14 protein-coding genes and 1 pseudogene are annotated in these 15,070 nt (G+C 56.3%); 10 read left to right on the forward strand and 5 right to left on the reverse strand.

From position 1 onward, the window contains the following. The first annotated feature begins 16 nt into the window (after positions 1 to 16). Genes BN1936_RS06630 through BN1936_RS06645 form a run of 4 tightly spaced genes read left to right on the forward strand, consistent with a single transcriptional unit; the run spans position 17 to position 3,378 of the window. Complete coding sequence (locus tag BN1936_RS06630; protein WP_022444451.1) at positions 17 to 952, forward strand: LysR family transcriptional regulator; 936 nt, start codon at positions 17 to 19, stop codon at positions 950 to 952. A gap of 51 nt (positions 953 to 1,003) precedes the next feature. Continuing rightward, positions 1,004 to 2,170 (forward strand): iron-containing alcohol dehydrogenase, encoded by a 1,167-nt coding sequence (locus tag BN1936_RS06635; RefSeq protein ID WP_049686993.1) that lies wholly within the window; start codon positions 1,004 to 1,006, stop codon positions 2,168 to 2,170. Between the two features lie 28 nt (positions 2,171 to 2,198). After that, positions 2,199 to 2,384, forward strand: coding sequence for a hypothetical protein (locus BN1936_RS06640; protein WP_049686994.1), 186 nt, complete (start codon positions 2,199 to 2,201; stop codon positions 2,382 to 2,384). After that, positions 2,374 to 3,378, forward strand: coding sequence for a metallophosphoesterase (locus tag BN1936_RS06645; protein ID WP_157274779.1), 1,005 nt, complete (start codon positions 2,374 to 2,376; stop codon positions 3,376 to 3,378). The genes BN1936_RS06640 and BN1936_RS06645 overlap by 11 nt, the downstream gene beginning before the upstream one ends. Before the next feature lie 80 nt (positions 3,379 to 3,458). Here the strand turns inward: BN1936_RS06645 and BN1936_RS06650 are convergent, their stop codons facing one another. The 4 genes from BN1936_RS06650 to BN1936_RS06665 form a co-directional block, all read right to left on the reverse strand. Then, the gene (locus BN1936_RS06650) at positions 3,459 to 4,403 is read right to left on the reverse strand and encodes a universal stress protein (RefSeq protein WP_022444455.1); all 945 of its coding nucleotides are present in this window, start codon (positions 4,401 to 4,403) and stop codon (positions 3,459 to 3,461) included. Between the two features lie 435 nt (positions 4,404 to 4,838). Then, positions 4,839 to 5,669, reverse strand: a complete 831-nt coding sequence (locus BN1936_RS06660; protein ID WP_198290755.1) for a dicarboxylate/amino acid:cation symporter — start codon at positions 5,667 to 5,669, stop codon at positions 4,839 to 4,841. Beyond that, positions 5,651 to 6,055: a cation:dicarboxylate symporter family transporter gene (locus BN1936_RS11845; RefSeq protein ID WP_198290761.1), complete on the reverse strand. Its 405-nt coding sequence runs from the start codon at positions 6,053 to 6,055 to the stop codon at positions 5,651 to 5,653. The genes BN1936_RS06660 and BN1936_RS11845 overlap by 19 nt, the downstream gene beginning before the upstream one ends. A 259-nt stretch (positions 6,056 to 6,314) precedes the next feature. Continuing rightward, positions 6,315 to 7,604: a hydantoinase/carbamoylase family amidase gene (locus BN1936_RS06665; RefSeq protein ID WP_022444458.1), complete on the reverse strand. Its 1,290-nt coding sequence runs from the start codon at positions 7,602 to 7,604 to the stop codon at positions 6,315 to 6,317. Between the two features lie 497 nt (positions 7,605 to 8,101). Between BN1936_RS06665 and BN1936_RS06670 the strand changes: the two genes are divergently transcribed. The 6 genes and pseudogenes from BN1936_RS06670 (at position 8,102) to BN1936_RS06695 (ending at position 13,473) form a co-directional block, all read left to right on the forward strand. Then, complete coding sequence (locus tag BN1936_RS06670; protein ID WP_049686996.1) at positions 8,102 to 9,064, forward strand: hypothetical protein; 963 nt, start codon at positions 8,102 to 8,104, stop codon at positions 9,062 to 9,064. A 14-nt stretch (positions 9,065 to 9,078) separates the two neighbouring features. Beyond that, positions 9,079 to 9,888, forward strand: a complete 810-nt coding sequence (locus BN1936_RS06675) for a nitrilase-related carbon-nitrogen hydrolase (RefSeq protein WP_022444460.1) — start codon at positions 9,079 to 9,081, stop codon at positions 9,886 to 9,888. 81 nt (positions 9,889 to 9,969) lie between these two features. After that, a complete protein-coding gene (locus BN1936_RS06680; protein WP_049687420.1) occupies positions 9,970 to 10,854 on the forward strand; it encodes an ABC transporter substrate-binding protein in 885 nt (294 codons plus the stop codon). Between the two features lie 64 nt (positions 10,855 to 10,918). Beyond that, positions 10,919 to 11,803 carry an amino acid ABC transporter permease gene (locus BN1936_RS06685; protein ID WP_022444462.1) on the forward strand — a complete coding sequence of 295 codons (885 nt, stop codon included), beginning with the start codon at positions 10,919 to 10,921 and terminating at the stop codon, positions 11,801 to 11,803. Further along, positions 11,800 to 12,588: pseudogene (locus BN1936_RS06690) on the forward strand (amino acid ABC transporter ATP-binding protein). Before BN1936_RS06685 ends, BN1936_RS06690 begins: the two are co-directional and overlap by 4 nt. A 144-nt stretch (positions 12,589 to 12,732) precedes the next feature. After that, positions 12,733 to 13,473, forward strand: a complete 741-nt coding sequence (locus BN1936_RS06695; protein ID WP_022444465.1) for a GntR family transcriptional regulator — start codon at positions 12,733 to 12,735, stop codon at positions 13,471 to 13,473. A gap of 35 nt (positions 13,474 to 13,508) precedes the next feature. Here BN1936_RS06695 and BN1936_RS06700 read toward each other — a convergent pair whose 3' ends face one another. Beyond that, entirely contained in the window at positions 13,509 to 14,885 is a 1,377-nt protein-coding gene (locus BN1936_RS06700) for an MmgE/PrpD family protein (RefSeq protein WP_049686997.1), read from the reverse strand. Positions 14,886 to 15,070 lie beyond the last annotated feature (185 nt).

Consider the following 15,070-nt stretch of genomic DNA (forward strand, 5'->3'; position numbering starts at 1 on the left):
CTTTTTACGAAGAACTATGAACTTCCTCTCGATGAAGTACTTTACGACGGTTGCACGGATCCGAAGCTTTACCCGCGCAGCAGCCGAACTGAAGATCACACAGCAGACGCTGTCCGCTCATATTGCCGGCGTCGAGAAGGAGCTCGGCTGCACGCTCCTGGTTCGCCATGTGCCGCTCGAACTCACTTATGCCGGGGAAGTATTCCTGCGCTATGCCGCCGGCTTCCAGAAGAATTACGAGCAGATGGTGATGGAGCTGAACGACATCAGTGAGAATCACAGCGGTCTCATCAAAGTTGGTGTCGGCTTTACGCGCGGTCTCGCAATCATGCCTAACCTGATTGAAGAGTTTCAGAAGAAGTGGCCGAATTATGAGATTCAGCTCGTTGAGGTAACAAACGAGGAACTCACGAAGCTGTTGGCGGAGGGGGATCTGGATCTCGCAATCGCGACCTTCCCGGATATGGCGGCGGATATTGAGGTGAAGCCTTTCTATCGGGAGGAAATGGTTCTCGCGATCGCGAAGAGTCTGGTCGAAGAGCGTTTTCCGGGGAAGCGGGCTGAACTCGCGGCGGCAATCCGCCAGGGTGATCTCTCGATGCTGGGCACTTTCCCATTTGTGATGGGGAAGCCTGAGGATATTTCGGGCGGCATTGCCCGGGACTTCCTCCACCGCAATAACCTGCAGCCTCAGGTGAAGGCACGGTCAGACAATATCGGGACACTGCTCGCGCTCTGTCTCCGCGGGGTCGGAGCCTGTTTCTGCCAGGCGAATTTTATCCGGATGACCCTGACACCCAAAAACGTGAATCAGCTCGATATATTCAGGCTGCCGCGCGAAGCGACGTACGAAATCCGATTCGGTTTTCCGAAGCAGGCCTATCAGCGGAAAGCCGTGAAGGCATTTATGGAAACGGCGCTGCAGCTTGTGCCTAAGCCTGAAGAAGACTAAGTGATACGCTGAGAGGCGCACGATCTGACAATACGGTTGGGAGTTTTAGGAATGGAAGATTTTGAGTTTCAGAACAAGGGCCGGATTCTATTTGGTGAAGGTAAGCGTGACGCTTTTCTGCAGGGGGTAAAGGCGCTTTCGGACAAGGTTCTCGTCGTATGCGGTCCGCATTTTGCCCGCAGCGGAGAACTCGGCGAAATGCTGACCGCCTTTGAGGAGATCGGGATCCGTACCTGGGCTATCGCGGACCTTCATCAGTCGACAATTGAACACGCGCGGGTCGCCTGGAAACTCTGCCGGGACAATGAAATCGGCGCTGTGGTTGGTGTCGGCGGCGCTACCGCGATGGACTTCGCGAAACTCACGGCCTACGGCGCCTGCCAGGAGGAGGACATCTGGCCGCTGATCGCAAAGCGTTCAAGCATTACGACCGGAAAGCGCCTTGGTCTTGTCACCGTGCCGACCTTCCCGTCCTCTGGTTCTGATCTCGACAGCGCCTCTGAAATGGTGGAAAAGTCAACGGATCATGCGGGCGGTCTCTATGGCGCTCCGCTCATACCGGATTTCTGCTGGCTGAATCCGGCTTACGCCAAGTCCATTCCGCCCGAGTTCCTCGCTTACGGCGTGATGACTTCCATCATTCAGGCATCGAATTCTTTCCTTAATCCGAAGCAGTCAGGGTATGGCGAAATGTTCACCTCCGGACTCATTAGGAATGAGCTCGCGAATCTCGAGCGCGCTATCCAGAAACCGGGGGATGAGGCTGCGCTCGGTGAGCTGATGGTGAGTGCCTGCATGAATGAGTTCGGCGCGGGAACGCTTGGGAAGGAGGGTGCGGATTTCAGCGTATTTTTCATTGAAGGAATCATTGAGTACTACTGGGATCTGCCGTATGCCCCCTCGATCGTGACACTCTTCCCGCACTGGCTGAAGTCAGTTTATTCCGCGCAGCCCGTGTTCCGCCGCTACTTCAGGGATGCCTGGGGTGTCGAAGTGGATGGAAAGACGGATGATCAGGTTCTGGAACTTGGGTTACAGACGATCGAAGAAACCTATCGGAAATTCGGTCTTGCCCTGACGCTGAATGAATTGAAGCCGCAGAAGGCGGATCCGGCCGCGCTTCGCAAGTACATCGCAGAGCCGGGGCCGTGTGAATCGATCTACCGCGACTTCACGCCGAATGACCTTTTCGATCTGATTACGCGGACGGCTGGCTGATCTGCCGTATCCGCTGGAGAGAGAATATATGAAGCAGCTGAAAGCGACGCGCCGCGTTCTGATTGGAGCGGGTGCCGCAGTGGCGGTCGGTGCGGCAGCTTTTGGAGCGTCCGCCTTCTTTAAGGATCGGAAGCCGTCTGAATTCAATGCCCGCCTGATCGTCGGCTCTGATACGGATAATTCCATCGCCGTGCAGCTACACGGTGAAGGGTAGAACCTATCACCTGCAGACAGTACGGATAGCGGGACTGCATCCGTCAACGACGTATGAGTACCAGATCACCGGTCCGAATGACGAAAGATCCGGATGGACAGCTTTCAGAACATCAGATCCCGAAAACTGCCGCGCGCTGATATTCCCGGACTCTCAGTCCAACGATCGGTATAAGACCTGGGAAGGAGTTTATAACGGCGCACTTGGCAGGACACCCGATATTGACTTTACCTGCAACATGGGTGATCTCGTTGACTGCGGTGCCTGGCTCGATCACTGGGATTACTGGTTCAGCGCTGTGAAGAGCGGAATCAGCCGGATTCCGGTCGCTGTTGTGATGGGGAATCACGATACCTACGATCTGGATTCCAAGACACGCGTCGCGGATCCCGCGATGTTTCTGCATTCTTTCCCGGTGCCGGATAACGGAAGCGAGAATTTCAGGCGCTGGTACTACACATTCGATTCGGGTCCCGTGCATTTCATTGTTCTGAATACGGAGTGGCAGGAGGCGAATCTTCTGAGACCGGGGCTTCTTTCTGAGATGAAAGCCTGGTTCCGGAATGTGGCCTCCAAAACTGATAAGCCCTGGAGCGTTGTTCTGATGCACAGGGATGTGCTGTACTACAAGATCAAAGGGCGAAAGCGCGCCGACGAAACGTTTGATGAGGTTGGTAAGGAACTGATGCCGCTCTTTGACGAGGCCGGAGTGGATCTTGTTCTCACGGCTCATCTTCATACCTATCGGCGGCGAGACCACATCAAAGCGTTTGCCCGATCGGAAGACGGTCCTCTCTATATTGTGACTGGTGTGGCCGGCAATATACGGTATCCGGATTTCTGGATTGATCACCCGCTTGATGTGAAGATAGCGCCTCAGCCTGAAACGGATAACTATCTGCTGCTGGACGCTTCCCGTCAGTCTCTGTCACTGAAGACGTTTCTCCCGAATGGAAATGAGATTGACAGCGTGACGCTGACGAAAAATATTTAGGTTCGGATGAAGGGAACGAAAAAAACGGCATCGGGAGTCAAACCCGATGCCGTTTTTTATCGTGTTCCTGTTAATAAGAATCAGGCTTTCGCCGGTTCCGCGGTCTTTACGGCAGCCTTCTCAATTTTTGGGGATTTGACGATCAGAAGCGGCACGATGCCATGAGCGGCCAGAGCAGCCGCGGTCGATCCCATTACAGCGGTTTTCAGGCGGTTATAGCCGTGAGAACCCATAACGAGAATACCGATGCCGTTCGCGCGGGCATAGGCCGCGATTTCATCGGCCGGGGTGCCGACAAGTTTCACTTCGTCAGGCGTAATACCTTCGGCCGCGAAAATCGGGCGCACCTTGGAAACCGTATCTTCGAACTCGTTCTTCTCCAGCTGATCAATATCTTTGTCGGAGAGCGTCGGAAGCGCGATGCCGGTGACATTGGTCATCGCGGCTCCGCGATAATCGTTCACCGCGTTGATGATGGTGAAGGAGGCGTGGTCTCCGAAAAGCTTTCGGTGCTTCAGCGTATAGCGGACAGCGGCTTCGCCGTATGCTGATCCATCAACTGCCACACCGACTCGGAGCGAATCCGGGAATTCGTCGTGCTTGCCGCGGACAATCAGGACGGGGCAGTGAGCGAGCGAAATAACACCGGTTGAGACGGAATTCTTGAAGAGTCCCTTCAGGGCCCCAAGACCGCGTGTCCCCATCACAATTAGATCCGCCTTGTAGCGCTCAGCCTCTGCCGCAATGGTCTGATCGGGAACTCCGACCAGCATTGTTTCCGAAACCTTGAAGCCTGCGCTTTCCAGAGTCCGGCGGGCGCGTGAGAAAAGTTTCTCAGCGTGTTCCTGGTAGTAGTCGTCCAGAGCCCCCTCGCCGAAGAGAAAAGAGGACTTTCTCTTAAGCGGAGCGTGGACATTCAGAATTTCGATTTGCGGGTTGCTGCCAAGCAGTGTCTCGCGGGAAGCGACAAAACGGACAGCATCCTGGCTGCTGCGGCTGAAGTCGATCGGAAGCAGGATCTTCATCAGGCTTACTCCAATTCAAGAGGGACAAGGGAAACGCATGTCCCGATGGATGAAGTATAAGCACGACGAGGCCGGTGGGATGAGCTTTTCCGTGATTTTGGGAGGCACAGATTCGTGGATTTCTGCGCCCTCACGGCTAAAATCAAAGAGTGGAAAGGCAGCTCCGGACCACTTTCTTCTTGATCTCTATGGCAAATCTATGACCCGAAGGCGAAGGCGCCTCACCGAGGCGCTGAAAAAGATTCTGATACTGCTTCTCACGCTGGGGCCTCAGAGCGGAGCCCTCTGGAGAAAGCCTGGGAAAAAAGGTGTCCGTTATGGACGGAGCCGGCGAGTCCGGATGTAAAAGGTGATAGTTCTGCGGATCTTCAGGACATAAAAAAGCTTCCCGATTTTGTTCGGGAAGCTTTTTTCATAGGGCTAGCCAGTTATTAATCAGGCGGCCTGAGGAACCGGAGTACCCGGCTCGTCGGACTCGGCAGGCGGCAGCTTGCCCTTCAGATCGTGGTCCGTCATGGTGGCGACGCAGGAGTCGCTCGCAACGTTCACCGCGGTTTCAATCATGTCGATGATGGCGTAGACCGGGAGGATCACACCCATCAGGTCAACCGGGACGTTGAGGGAAGACATGAGGGAGAGGGTAAGGAAGTAGCAGCCCATCGGAACACCAGCGTTGCCGACCGCGGCGATCACCGCAACGACCACCCAGACTGCCATCATGCCGCCCGTAATCGCGATGCCGGCATTCTGCATCAGGTAGAGGGACGTGACCAGAATGAAGGCAGCGCAGCCATTCATGTTGATCGTGGTGCAAATCGGGAGCACGAAGCGGGTAACGCGGCGGTCAAGGCGCAGGTTCTGTTCGGCAGAGGCAAGCGTCACAGGAAGCGTGCCGGCGGAGCTCTTCGAGAAAAGGGCAACGGCAAGCGCCGGGAACATGCCCTTCAGGACGCGCAGCGGATTGATCCGGCGGGCGAGAAGGAAGAGCGGCAGCACAACGAAGAACTGCAGCAGGTTACCCGTCACAACAACGGCGACATACTTGCCAAGGGAACCAACGATCACACCGGCTTCAATCTGAGAGGACAGCTGGCCCGCGAAGGCGAGAATACCGATCGGGAGAATGAAGAGGAGCGCGCGGATCAGCGTGAAAAGGAGTTCCTGGAGTCCGAAGATCACCCGGAGCAGGGAATCACGGCCTTCCGTGCGGGGCATGAAGGCGAGAGCCAGACCGACCGCAACCGCGATCACCAGAACGGAGAGCACATTGCCTTCAAGGAAGGGGGCAGAACGTTATCCGGAATGACAGACAGGAAGTGGTCGTAGTAGCTGAGCGACTGAAGATTCTTCGGGACAGCGGCAGTACCGGCTGCCGACACGGCGGCAGGAACGTTTTCCGGCGCAATCAGGATAAAGAGCCCGAGTGCGACGAGAGCCGCGGCGAAGGTTGTTGCGAGAGTGTAGAAAATCGCGTGAGCGAAGATCTGCATGGTTTCTCTTTTCGCGCCTAGCTGAGAAAGCGTGGTAATCACGGCAAGCGCGATCACCGGCACGGCGACGAACTTAAAGAGGCGGGTGAAGACGGTAGCAATAAAGCCGAACAGTTCGTTCAGCCAACCAATCTGCAGCCAGCCATGAGCGCGAAAAACCAGAACGCGATAACGCGTGTGTTTTTCTTAAGGGCAGCCTGAGCGTTAGTCGGGGAACCGCTCGGCTCTTTTTGTAGGTTTTCCATAGAGACTGTTTCCAAAAAGTTTTAACCCGATGCCGCAGACTTCCGGCATCGACAGGGGAAACAATACCCTAAAAATAAAAAATAGTCGAGCAATTTACTCGGGATTATTCGAACCGCTCCGAAAATACCCCGGATGGGGGAACCTCACCCGGGGTCTTTCGGATGAAGCAATCCGATTATTCCTTCTCAGTGTCGAAACCCTCGGCCACTTTCCAGAGAAGCTTCACACCCTGCATAAAGTCTTCGAGCTTCATTTCCTCGCGGGGGTTATGAGAGCCATTCTGATTCGCGACGAAAATCATAGCAGAGGGAATGCCGGCGTTCGTGAGAACGGCGGAATCGTGACCGGCGCCGGACGGCATCGCGATGTAAGGGATACCGTTTTCGGCCGCGGTCGTCGCGATCCGGGCGACGAGGCGGCTGTTCAGCTTCGCGGGTTCGGTGCGAAGCATCTGATCAAACTCGAACTTCACTCCGCGTTCCTTGGCCACCTTATCCGCGCAGGAGAGGAGCACTTCGTGGAACCGCTCAAGCGTTCCCATCGAGAGGCTGCGCATATCAATGCAGAAAGAGACAAGCCCAGGGACCTTCGCGATGGCGGCCGAGTCTCCGGTCTTCAGAACACCGACCGTAAAGACCAGGTCTTCCTCGCGGTCCAGACGGTGAATCCAGTGCTTTTCCATCCGCATCAGGAAATCGGCGGTCGCAAGCACCGCGTCGTGCCGGAACTCGCGGTTCACGGCGCCTGAGTGGGCCGTTTCGCCAATGCAGCGGACGAGCTTATGGCGGAGGTTTCCGCGGATACCGGTAACGACGCCGACGCGCTTCGTTTTATTGCTGTCAAGCGTCGGGCCCTGTTCAATGTGGAGTTCGATGAAGGCCGCGAATTTCTTCAGATCCGCGAGAGGCTTGCCGCTAACACAGGCCTCGGGGTCAAAACCGGATTCACGGATCGCTTCCGCGAGCGTCTGCTGCTTGGTGCGGTGACGGAGCTTCAGGTCTTCGGGTTTCAGTTTGCCCGTCATCGCGAGCGTTCCGACATAGGCTTTGCCGAAGTAGGAGCTTTCTTCCATGCGGGTCACTAGAACAGACATGTCGCGGTACGGCGTGTAATTGGTGCGGCGCATCCACCAGAGAACCGTGAGACCGGCAACGATCCCGGCAAGGCCATCATAATTTCCGCCCTGAGGCACTGAGTCGCCGTGCGACCCTGTCACAAAGGCCGGAAGATCGCGGTGTTCTCCGGGCAGCGTGAGGAAAAGGTTTCCGGCCGCATCCGCCCACTCTTCAAGACCAAGCGTCTTTCCAACTTCTTTCACGTATTCGTGGACTTTATTTTCAACCGCACTGTAACCCTGACGCGAGACGCCGGCGACCGGGTCCTTTGAAAACTCACGGACGTCATCAAAAATCTTTTTTGCAAAAGCCGCGCCTTCTACCGCAATATCCTGCATCTCTTCAGTCATGCTTTTCTCCTGGACTTCAATGGTTGCTGATTGCCGGTTCTTCCGCATCAGACGGTGCCGCAATCGATGTAGGAATTAAAGCAGAAAAAAACCGAAGTTCCCGTCAATTCTGAAAAATTCCCGCAATTTGAGTGAAACATGTACATGACTTTTCGGTACCGGTCCATGAGGACGGCTCTCGCAAATTCATGTATAGGAATTTATGCACCAAATCTGAACATCTGGATTTCTTAAAGGGATTCATCTCTGCTTTTATATTAGTTAACATTATGAAAATAAATAATAAAAACAATCACTGCATTGGTGCATCATGAAAACTTAGTAACATTTAAAAAGCAGTAAACTGCACAAATAAAGCGCGTAAAGTTTATTGAAACAGGGAGATAAATTTTAGTTTTAATTATATAAGTATTTGAAATATTAATAAATCACTATCGATGTAAAAAGTTGGCACGATGATTGCGGTATATCCGGTATCAATTACTGGAGATGCGCTGATGGCACTAAAGATCCGAATGAAATCCCGGGACTGGGATTTTTGGACACCCCTGCTGCTGGGGGACGTTACGTCTGACACCATCGATCTGAAACTGACGAGAGTGCAGTCCCTGATCGATAACGTGGCGGATGATCCTGACTGCGACGCCGCGGAAATGAGTCTTTCGCGGTACGCGATGCGCCGAAGCGCGGGGACCGACCGGAACCTCGTCGGGATCCCGTTTTTCATCATGCGGGGGTTCAGAAACCGCTGCATTCTGACGTCAGACGATTCCCCGATCACCGCGCTCGCTGATCTCAGAGGAAAGCGGATCGGACTCTCCGGATGGCAGGATTCAGGGAACACCTGGCCCCGGGCGCTCCTTCTTGAAGCCGGCGTTCCGGTGGATTCCATTCAGTGGACGCTTTCCCGCATGACGGCCGCGGACCGGATTGATCCGGAGCGGGGAAAACAGTTCTGGGATGACCGCGTGGTGTTCCATGATCCGGATGAAACGCCGCTGGTGGATCTGCTTAAAGAGGGGAAGATTGACGCGATTTTCCAGGCTTTCATGCCGGCTGATTTCTATAGCGAAGGCTATGGGCTGCGGCAGCTCCAGCCTGACTTTGTCTCACAGGAAAAGGCCTGGTTCGGCCGCGCCGGTTTCGTTCCCGGGATTCATATCCTCGCGATGAAAGCGGACTTCATCGCGGCGCATCCTGAGGCACCGAGGCAGCTTTGCGAGCTCCTTCGCGCGTCGCAGAATCTCTGGCTCGCGAAGCGCCGCAAGTACTTCGAAACCACGCCGTGGCTGATCGCAGATCTTATTGATATGGCGAAGTCGCTTCCTGAAGACTGGGATCCGGTGGGGCTTGAGCCGAACCGGAAGATGCTCGACGAATTCGCCCGTCAGCAGTATCTGCAGAAACTGACCCCCGTGCAGCGGGATGCTGATTTTCTCTTCCCCGTGAAGACGATCTGAGAGAGGAGACGGCAATGAGTGATCTTTTCCGCATAGCTCTGGGGCAGATGACCGTCGCGGAGACGGGGACTGAGAATCTCGCGAAGGCGGTGTCTCTGATGAAGCGGGGGGCAGATGCCGGCGCGAGGCTTCTGGTGCTCCCCGAAGGTGTCATTGCCCGGAAGCCGACCGACGGCGCCTGGAGCCGAAAGCACGCGGAGCCGCTTGACGGTCCCTTCGTTTCGGGGCTTCTTGCCGCTACCGCCGATATTCCGATCGCGGTCTCCTGCACGGTTCATGAACCGTCAGGCGCCGCGGACGGCCGGGTCTGGAACACCCACATTGTGGCGGACGGCGGAAAGCTCCTCGCCGCCTACCGGAAGCTTCATCTTTATGACGCCTTTTCAGGTCTCGAAAGCGCCAATGTGGTGCCGGGCGACACCGTGCCGCCGCTGGTCGAGATCGAAGGCTGGAAGTTCGGGCTCGAAACCTGCTACGACGTGCGGTTCCCGGAGCTTTCAAAGCGCCTCGCGCTGGACGGCGCGGATGCCATTCTGCTTCCGGCCGCCTGGGTGAGGGGATCGCTGAAAGAAATGCACTGGGAAATCATGGCGCGCGCCAGGGCGCTTGAAAACACCGTCTATGTCGCCGCGCTTTCCGAAACCTCAGCCCGGAATATCGGCTGTTCCATGGTGGTGGATCCGCTTGGAGTCCCGGTTTCCCGGGCGGGCGCGGCCGAGGCTCTGATCACCGCGGATATGAGCCGATCGGTGCTTGAAGACGCGAGGAAAGTCCTCCCGGTGCTCGAAAACATGCGTTTCGCCCGCCCCGAACTGAAGCAGTAACCGTTATCCAGAATCCCTATTTCTATTGAAAAAACAACTCAGAAGGACCAGTCGGAACTCCCCTGGTCCATGAAGGAGAGCATGATGAATTTCAAAAAACTCGCGGTGGCAGCCGCAGCCCTCAGCTTTGCGTTCAGCGCTTTCGCCGCCGGTATCCCGGCCCAGAAACTCGATAAATCGCTTCACGCGAAGCTTCCGGCCTCGATCCAGAAGAGCGGTGTGCTGCGGGACGCCGTGAACGGTTCCTTCCCTCCCTACTATGTCGTGACCCCGGAAAAGAAGATTCAGGGCGCGCTCTCTGACTTCTCGAAGGCGCTTGGCGAAATCCTCGGGGTCAGGGTTGAGCACACGAACATTCCTTCGCTCTCCGGCACGCTGATCGGGCTGCAGTCCGGCCGCTACGACATTTCGATCGGACCGATCGGCGACTTCCCGAACCGCGAGGAGAAAAATGATTTCGTGGACTATGTCCAGGAATACGTGGTTTTCGCGGTGAAGAAGGGCAATCCCCTGAAGATCAATGGTCTTGAAGACACCTGCGGCCGCCGGATTTCCGTTATGGCGGGCGGTTCCGCGGAGCGCGTGATCAAGAAGCAGTCTGACGCATGCGTGAAGGCCGGGAAGAAGCCAGTCACCGTGCTCTCCTATGACGGTCAGACGACTTCCGCGCTCGCTGTGCGCTCGGGACGCGCGGATGCTTTCTTCTCCTCCCAGGCTCCGCTTACGTATTTTGTGAGCCAGAACAAGGCTTACCTCGAGCTCGCCGCGGTCGGGAAAAAGAATGGCTTCAACGATCTCTATCAGGGCGCGGTGCTCCCGAAAAATTCCGCTCTGACGCCTGTGGTGCTTGAAGCTTTCAAGATCATGTACAAGAACGGTACCTATAAAGCCATCATGGAAAAGTGGGGTCTCGGCCGCAACATGGCAGCGCACCCCGGAAAGAATATGGGGATCGATGTGAAGTAACCCGATCTCTCCGCCCCGGCGCTGACGGTTACCGCCGGGTCAATGCTTTTCTGGAAATCTGAGAATGACGAATTCTGAATTCAAAGCGGCGGATGTCTCCAGGGCACGCCGCCCGGTGCCCTGGGTAAGGTGGGTGCTATACGCGGCAGTGACCGCGATCATCCTGTACTTTCTCTGGATCTGCTCTAAGAACCCGAATTTTGAGTGGGGAGTTGTCGCGCAGTACTTTACGCATGACTCAATCCTCCACGGTATCAAGATGACACTGGGGCTCACCGTGGTTTCCATGGTGATCGGCACGGTGCTTGGCCTTATCTGCGCGCTCGGGAAACTGTCCGGCAGCCGATTTTTCAATACGCTCAGCAACATCTACCTGTGGTTCTTCCGCTCAACGCCGCTGCTTGTGCAGCTGCTTTTCTGGTACAACCTCGCGGCGCTGTTCCCCGAGGTAACGCTGCCTGGTGTTGGCGCGGTATCAACCAATACGCTCATTACGCCTCTTTCCGCCGCGATCATCGGGCTCTCGCTCAACGAAGGCGCTTTTATGGGGGAAATCATCCGGGCGGGGCTGCTCTCCGTAGACCCGAATCAGAAAGAAACCGCTCAGGCCTTTGGTATGAGCCGTCTTCAGATCATGTTCCGCATTCTGATTCCTCAGGCGATGACCGCTATCATTCCGCCGACCGGAAACCAGGTGATTTCTATGGTGAAAGCGACTGCCATGGTGTCCATCATTGCGATGGATGATCTTCTGTACTCGGTTCAGACGATTTACAACGTGACTTTCCAGATCATTCCACTCCTCATTGTTGCGGTTATCTGGTACCTCATCATCACATCAGTCCTCTCCGTGATTCAGTGGATGATTGAGCGTCATTTTTCGAAAGGCCGCAGCCGCAGCACGCCGGCTGCTGAAGAGACCCTCGCGGCGGAAGGAGTAAGCGCATGACAGAAGAACTGGCAGCCCGGAACGCGGAGCCCTTTGTAATCTGCCGCGACGTGCATAAGAGTTTCGGCCCGAATGAGGTGCTGAAAGGCATCAGCCTCGAAGTGAAGAAGGGTGAAGTCGTGGTGATCCTTGGTCCCTCGGGGTCTGGCAAGTCAACGCTCCTTCGCTGTATCAATCATCTGGAAACGATGGATTCCGGAATGATCACAGTAGGCGGCGAGGCGATCGGCTACGAGATGAGGAACGGAGAACTCTGGGAGGCGCCGTAACCGGTCGTCGCGAAGCAGCGGAGCCGGATCGGAATGGTGTTCCAGGCGTTCAATCTCTTCCCGCATCTCACGGTGCTGGAAAACGTGATGCTCTTCCCGGTGTCGGTGCATCACGTGCCGAAGAATGAGGCAAAGAAAAAAGCGCTTGAGATCCTTGCCCGTGTCGGTCTGGCTGACAAGGCAAATGAGTATCCGAGGCGGCTTTCAGGCGGTCAGCAGCAGCGCGTCTCTATCGCGAGGGCTCTCGCGATAGAGCCTGAGCTCCTGCTTTTTGATGAACCGACCTCGGCGCTTGATCCGGAGCTCGTCGGTGAGGTGCTTCAGACCATGAAGTCGCTTGCGGAGCAGGGCTATACGATGATCATTGTGACGCACGAGATTCCATTCACCCGTGAAGTGGCGGACCGTGTGGTCTTCATGGCGGATGGCGTCGTGGTGGAGGAGGGTGCGCCGGATGACGTTATGGTGAATCCGAAAACGGAACGCTTCCGGACATTCCTTTCCCGGTATCTCTGAAGAATCTATCGGTAAATCAAGGGCCGGCTTTCCTTCCCGTGGCGGAGGGGAAGCCGGTTTTCACTCTCATATAAGACCGTACCTTTCGGCTAGAATAGCCGGGTTTCCCCAAGAGGGATTTCTCACCTGACCAGGTACCGACATATGGCAAAAAAAGAGCTTCTCTGGGTCCAGCTGGCCCGCGATCTTGCGTACGCAATTGCGACAGGCCGCTATCCCGTCGGGACGCTTCTGCCAAAGGAACTCGATATCTGCCGGAAGACCGGGCTCTCGCGGCACACTGTTCGCGCGGCGCTTGATCATCTGCAGCGCACCGGTCTCATCAAGCGGACACCGCACGTCGGCACCGAGGTTGTCGCGCGGGGCGCGGCCCGCGGCTTTGCCTATCGGCTCCAGTCTTTCAGCGACGTCGATATGATCGGTCACTCGCATGCCCGGGAAGTCTGCCAGGCCATTCACGTGAAAGTTGATAAGGAGAAGGCTCAGGAGCTTGGGCTTCCTGCCGGAACCTCCTGGATCAGGCTTACCAATATCCGCGCGGGCGATAAGCCCGAGGATCCGCCGGTTGTCTGCACTCAGGTTTTTATTCCGGAAGTGTGGGAGGACGTGGTCGCGGCGGCAACCCGCGAACCGGAAACTCTGATCGCCACCCTGATCAACCGGATGCACGGCGTTGTTTGCAGCGAAGTGAAGCAGGATGTCTCAGCGGTTGCGATGCCGGTCGATCAGGCGGCGTGGCTTCAGTGCAAGCCGGGAGTCCCGGCGCTGAAAATCCGGCGCGTTTATCTCGATGAATCCGGGAAGCCCCTTGAAGTGTCGGTTTCATGGCACCCGGGTGACCGTTACAGCTTCTCAATCAGTCTGCAGCAGAACGCGGCGGACTGACGCCATCCCGCCGCGCTTTATTCAATGACCGAAGTTCAGATATTCCGGTTCGCGATCACAAAGGGATTTTCCCGGCTGAAATCCGGGATATCGTCGAAATGCTTCGCAAGATCCACGATCGCCTTGACCTGAGCGTCATCCAGGATATCAAGCGTCATCGTGCGGAACTTCATCTCACACTCTTCCCAGCTCACCCGATTCTCGGGGTCCCCCTTCGGGGCTTTGACCTGAGCGGAAAGAGTCTCGCCTGACTCGAGTTCAGCCTCAATCCGGCAGGGCCAGTTTTTCGGCACCATGGCGTCAAGCGATGGATCGTCTATCACCTCAGTGCAGGAAAGCAGCCCGGAAACTGCGGGATCTGACACCGCGTCTGCCGCGAAAGACACTTCAACCGGTGTACCCCGGAGAATCGTGCTCGCGACGCAGTAGGAAATCGAAAACTTGGCATCCCGGCCGGTAACGGGCGCGGTCTTCCCTGCGATCGAAAGCGCTGTTCCGTAAGTGTGAACGGTGAGATGCCGGATCGGGTCACCCGGGTGACGGCTGAGCTGCTCACGGATTGAGAGCGCGGCGTCAATCGCGGAATGTGTGTGCCGGCAGCAGGGGTAGGGCTTGAAGGACACCGAGGCCGAACGCCAGACCCGGCCGAAATCCCGGAAGAGATCGAAATTCACGCTCTGCCTCGCGTAGCCCGCGAAGAAGCCCTGTTTGCCTTCAAGAATATGCGCGGCGCCCGAAAAACCGTTCTGAGCCATGAATGATACAAGGATGCCGTTCCCGGCCGCGTTCCCGGCGTGAAGGAACTTGCTCATCGCGCCGTCAGGATTGAATTGCCAGAGACCGCAGGCAAGGGTGCCGGCGTTTCCAAGGGCCCACTGCATCTGCTGAGCACTGAGCCCCAGCATGCGGCCTGAGGCCGCGGCGGCACCGAAAACACCGGCGGTTGAGGTGGTGTGCCAGATCGCGTAATGCGCGGGGGTGATGGCGGCGCCGATCCGGAGCATCACTTCAAACCCGGCAGCGATCGCGGTGAGAACATCGCGCCCGGTTTTCTTCTGCCACTCGCCGAGCGCCATCGCGCCAGGCATCACCACAGTTGCCGGGTGTGAGATCGACTCGCGGTCGACATCATCCATTTCAAAGATGTGGCCGAAGTAGCCGTTTTCCATGGCGGCGGTCCGGAGGTCGGTTTTATCGCGGTTTCCGAAAACGCTGGCTTCGGGTTTCCCGCCGAGGAGCACCGCGGTTTTTTGGATCGGAACGGCCGCCCGGTCCCGGGACCCGGCAAGGGCGCATCCCGCCCAGTCGAGAATATCCCGCCGTAACAGGTCGAGTGCCTCGGGAGAAATGCTGTCATACGAGAGGTCTGCCGCGAACTCAGCGCAGGCGGCTGACGGGCTGAAGTGATCCATCGTTTTTTCCTCAGACTTGTCTTGATCGCTGAGATTAAGTGTAGTGTGGGCTCTTATCCGCGGTACAGCCAAGAGTTACCCGGGAGAAACAGAGTTTCCTGAAAGTGCCCGTTTCATTTTCTGAAATAAGGGCACGTTGTGATGCATTAATATGTCGGGATGAGGAAAAGGAAAGAGATCTTTCC

It is taken from the genome of Dakarella massiliensis (genome assembly GCF_001182045.1).
Lineage (GTDB): Bacteria > Pseudomonadota > Gammaproteobacteria > Burkholderiales > Burkholderiaceae_F > Mesosutterella > Mesosutterella massiliensis.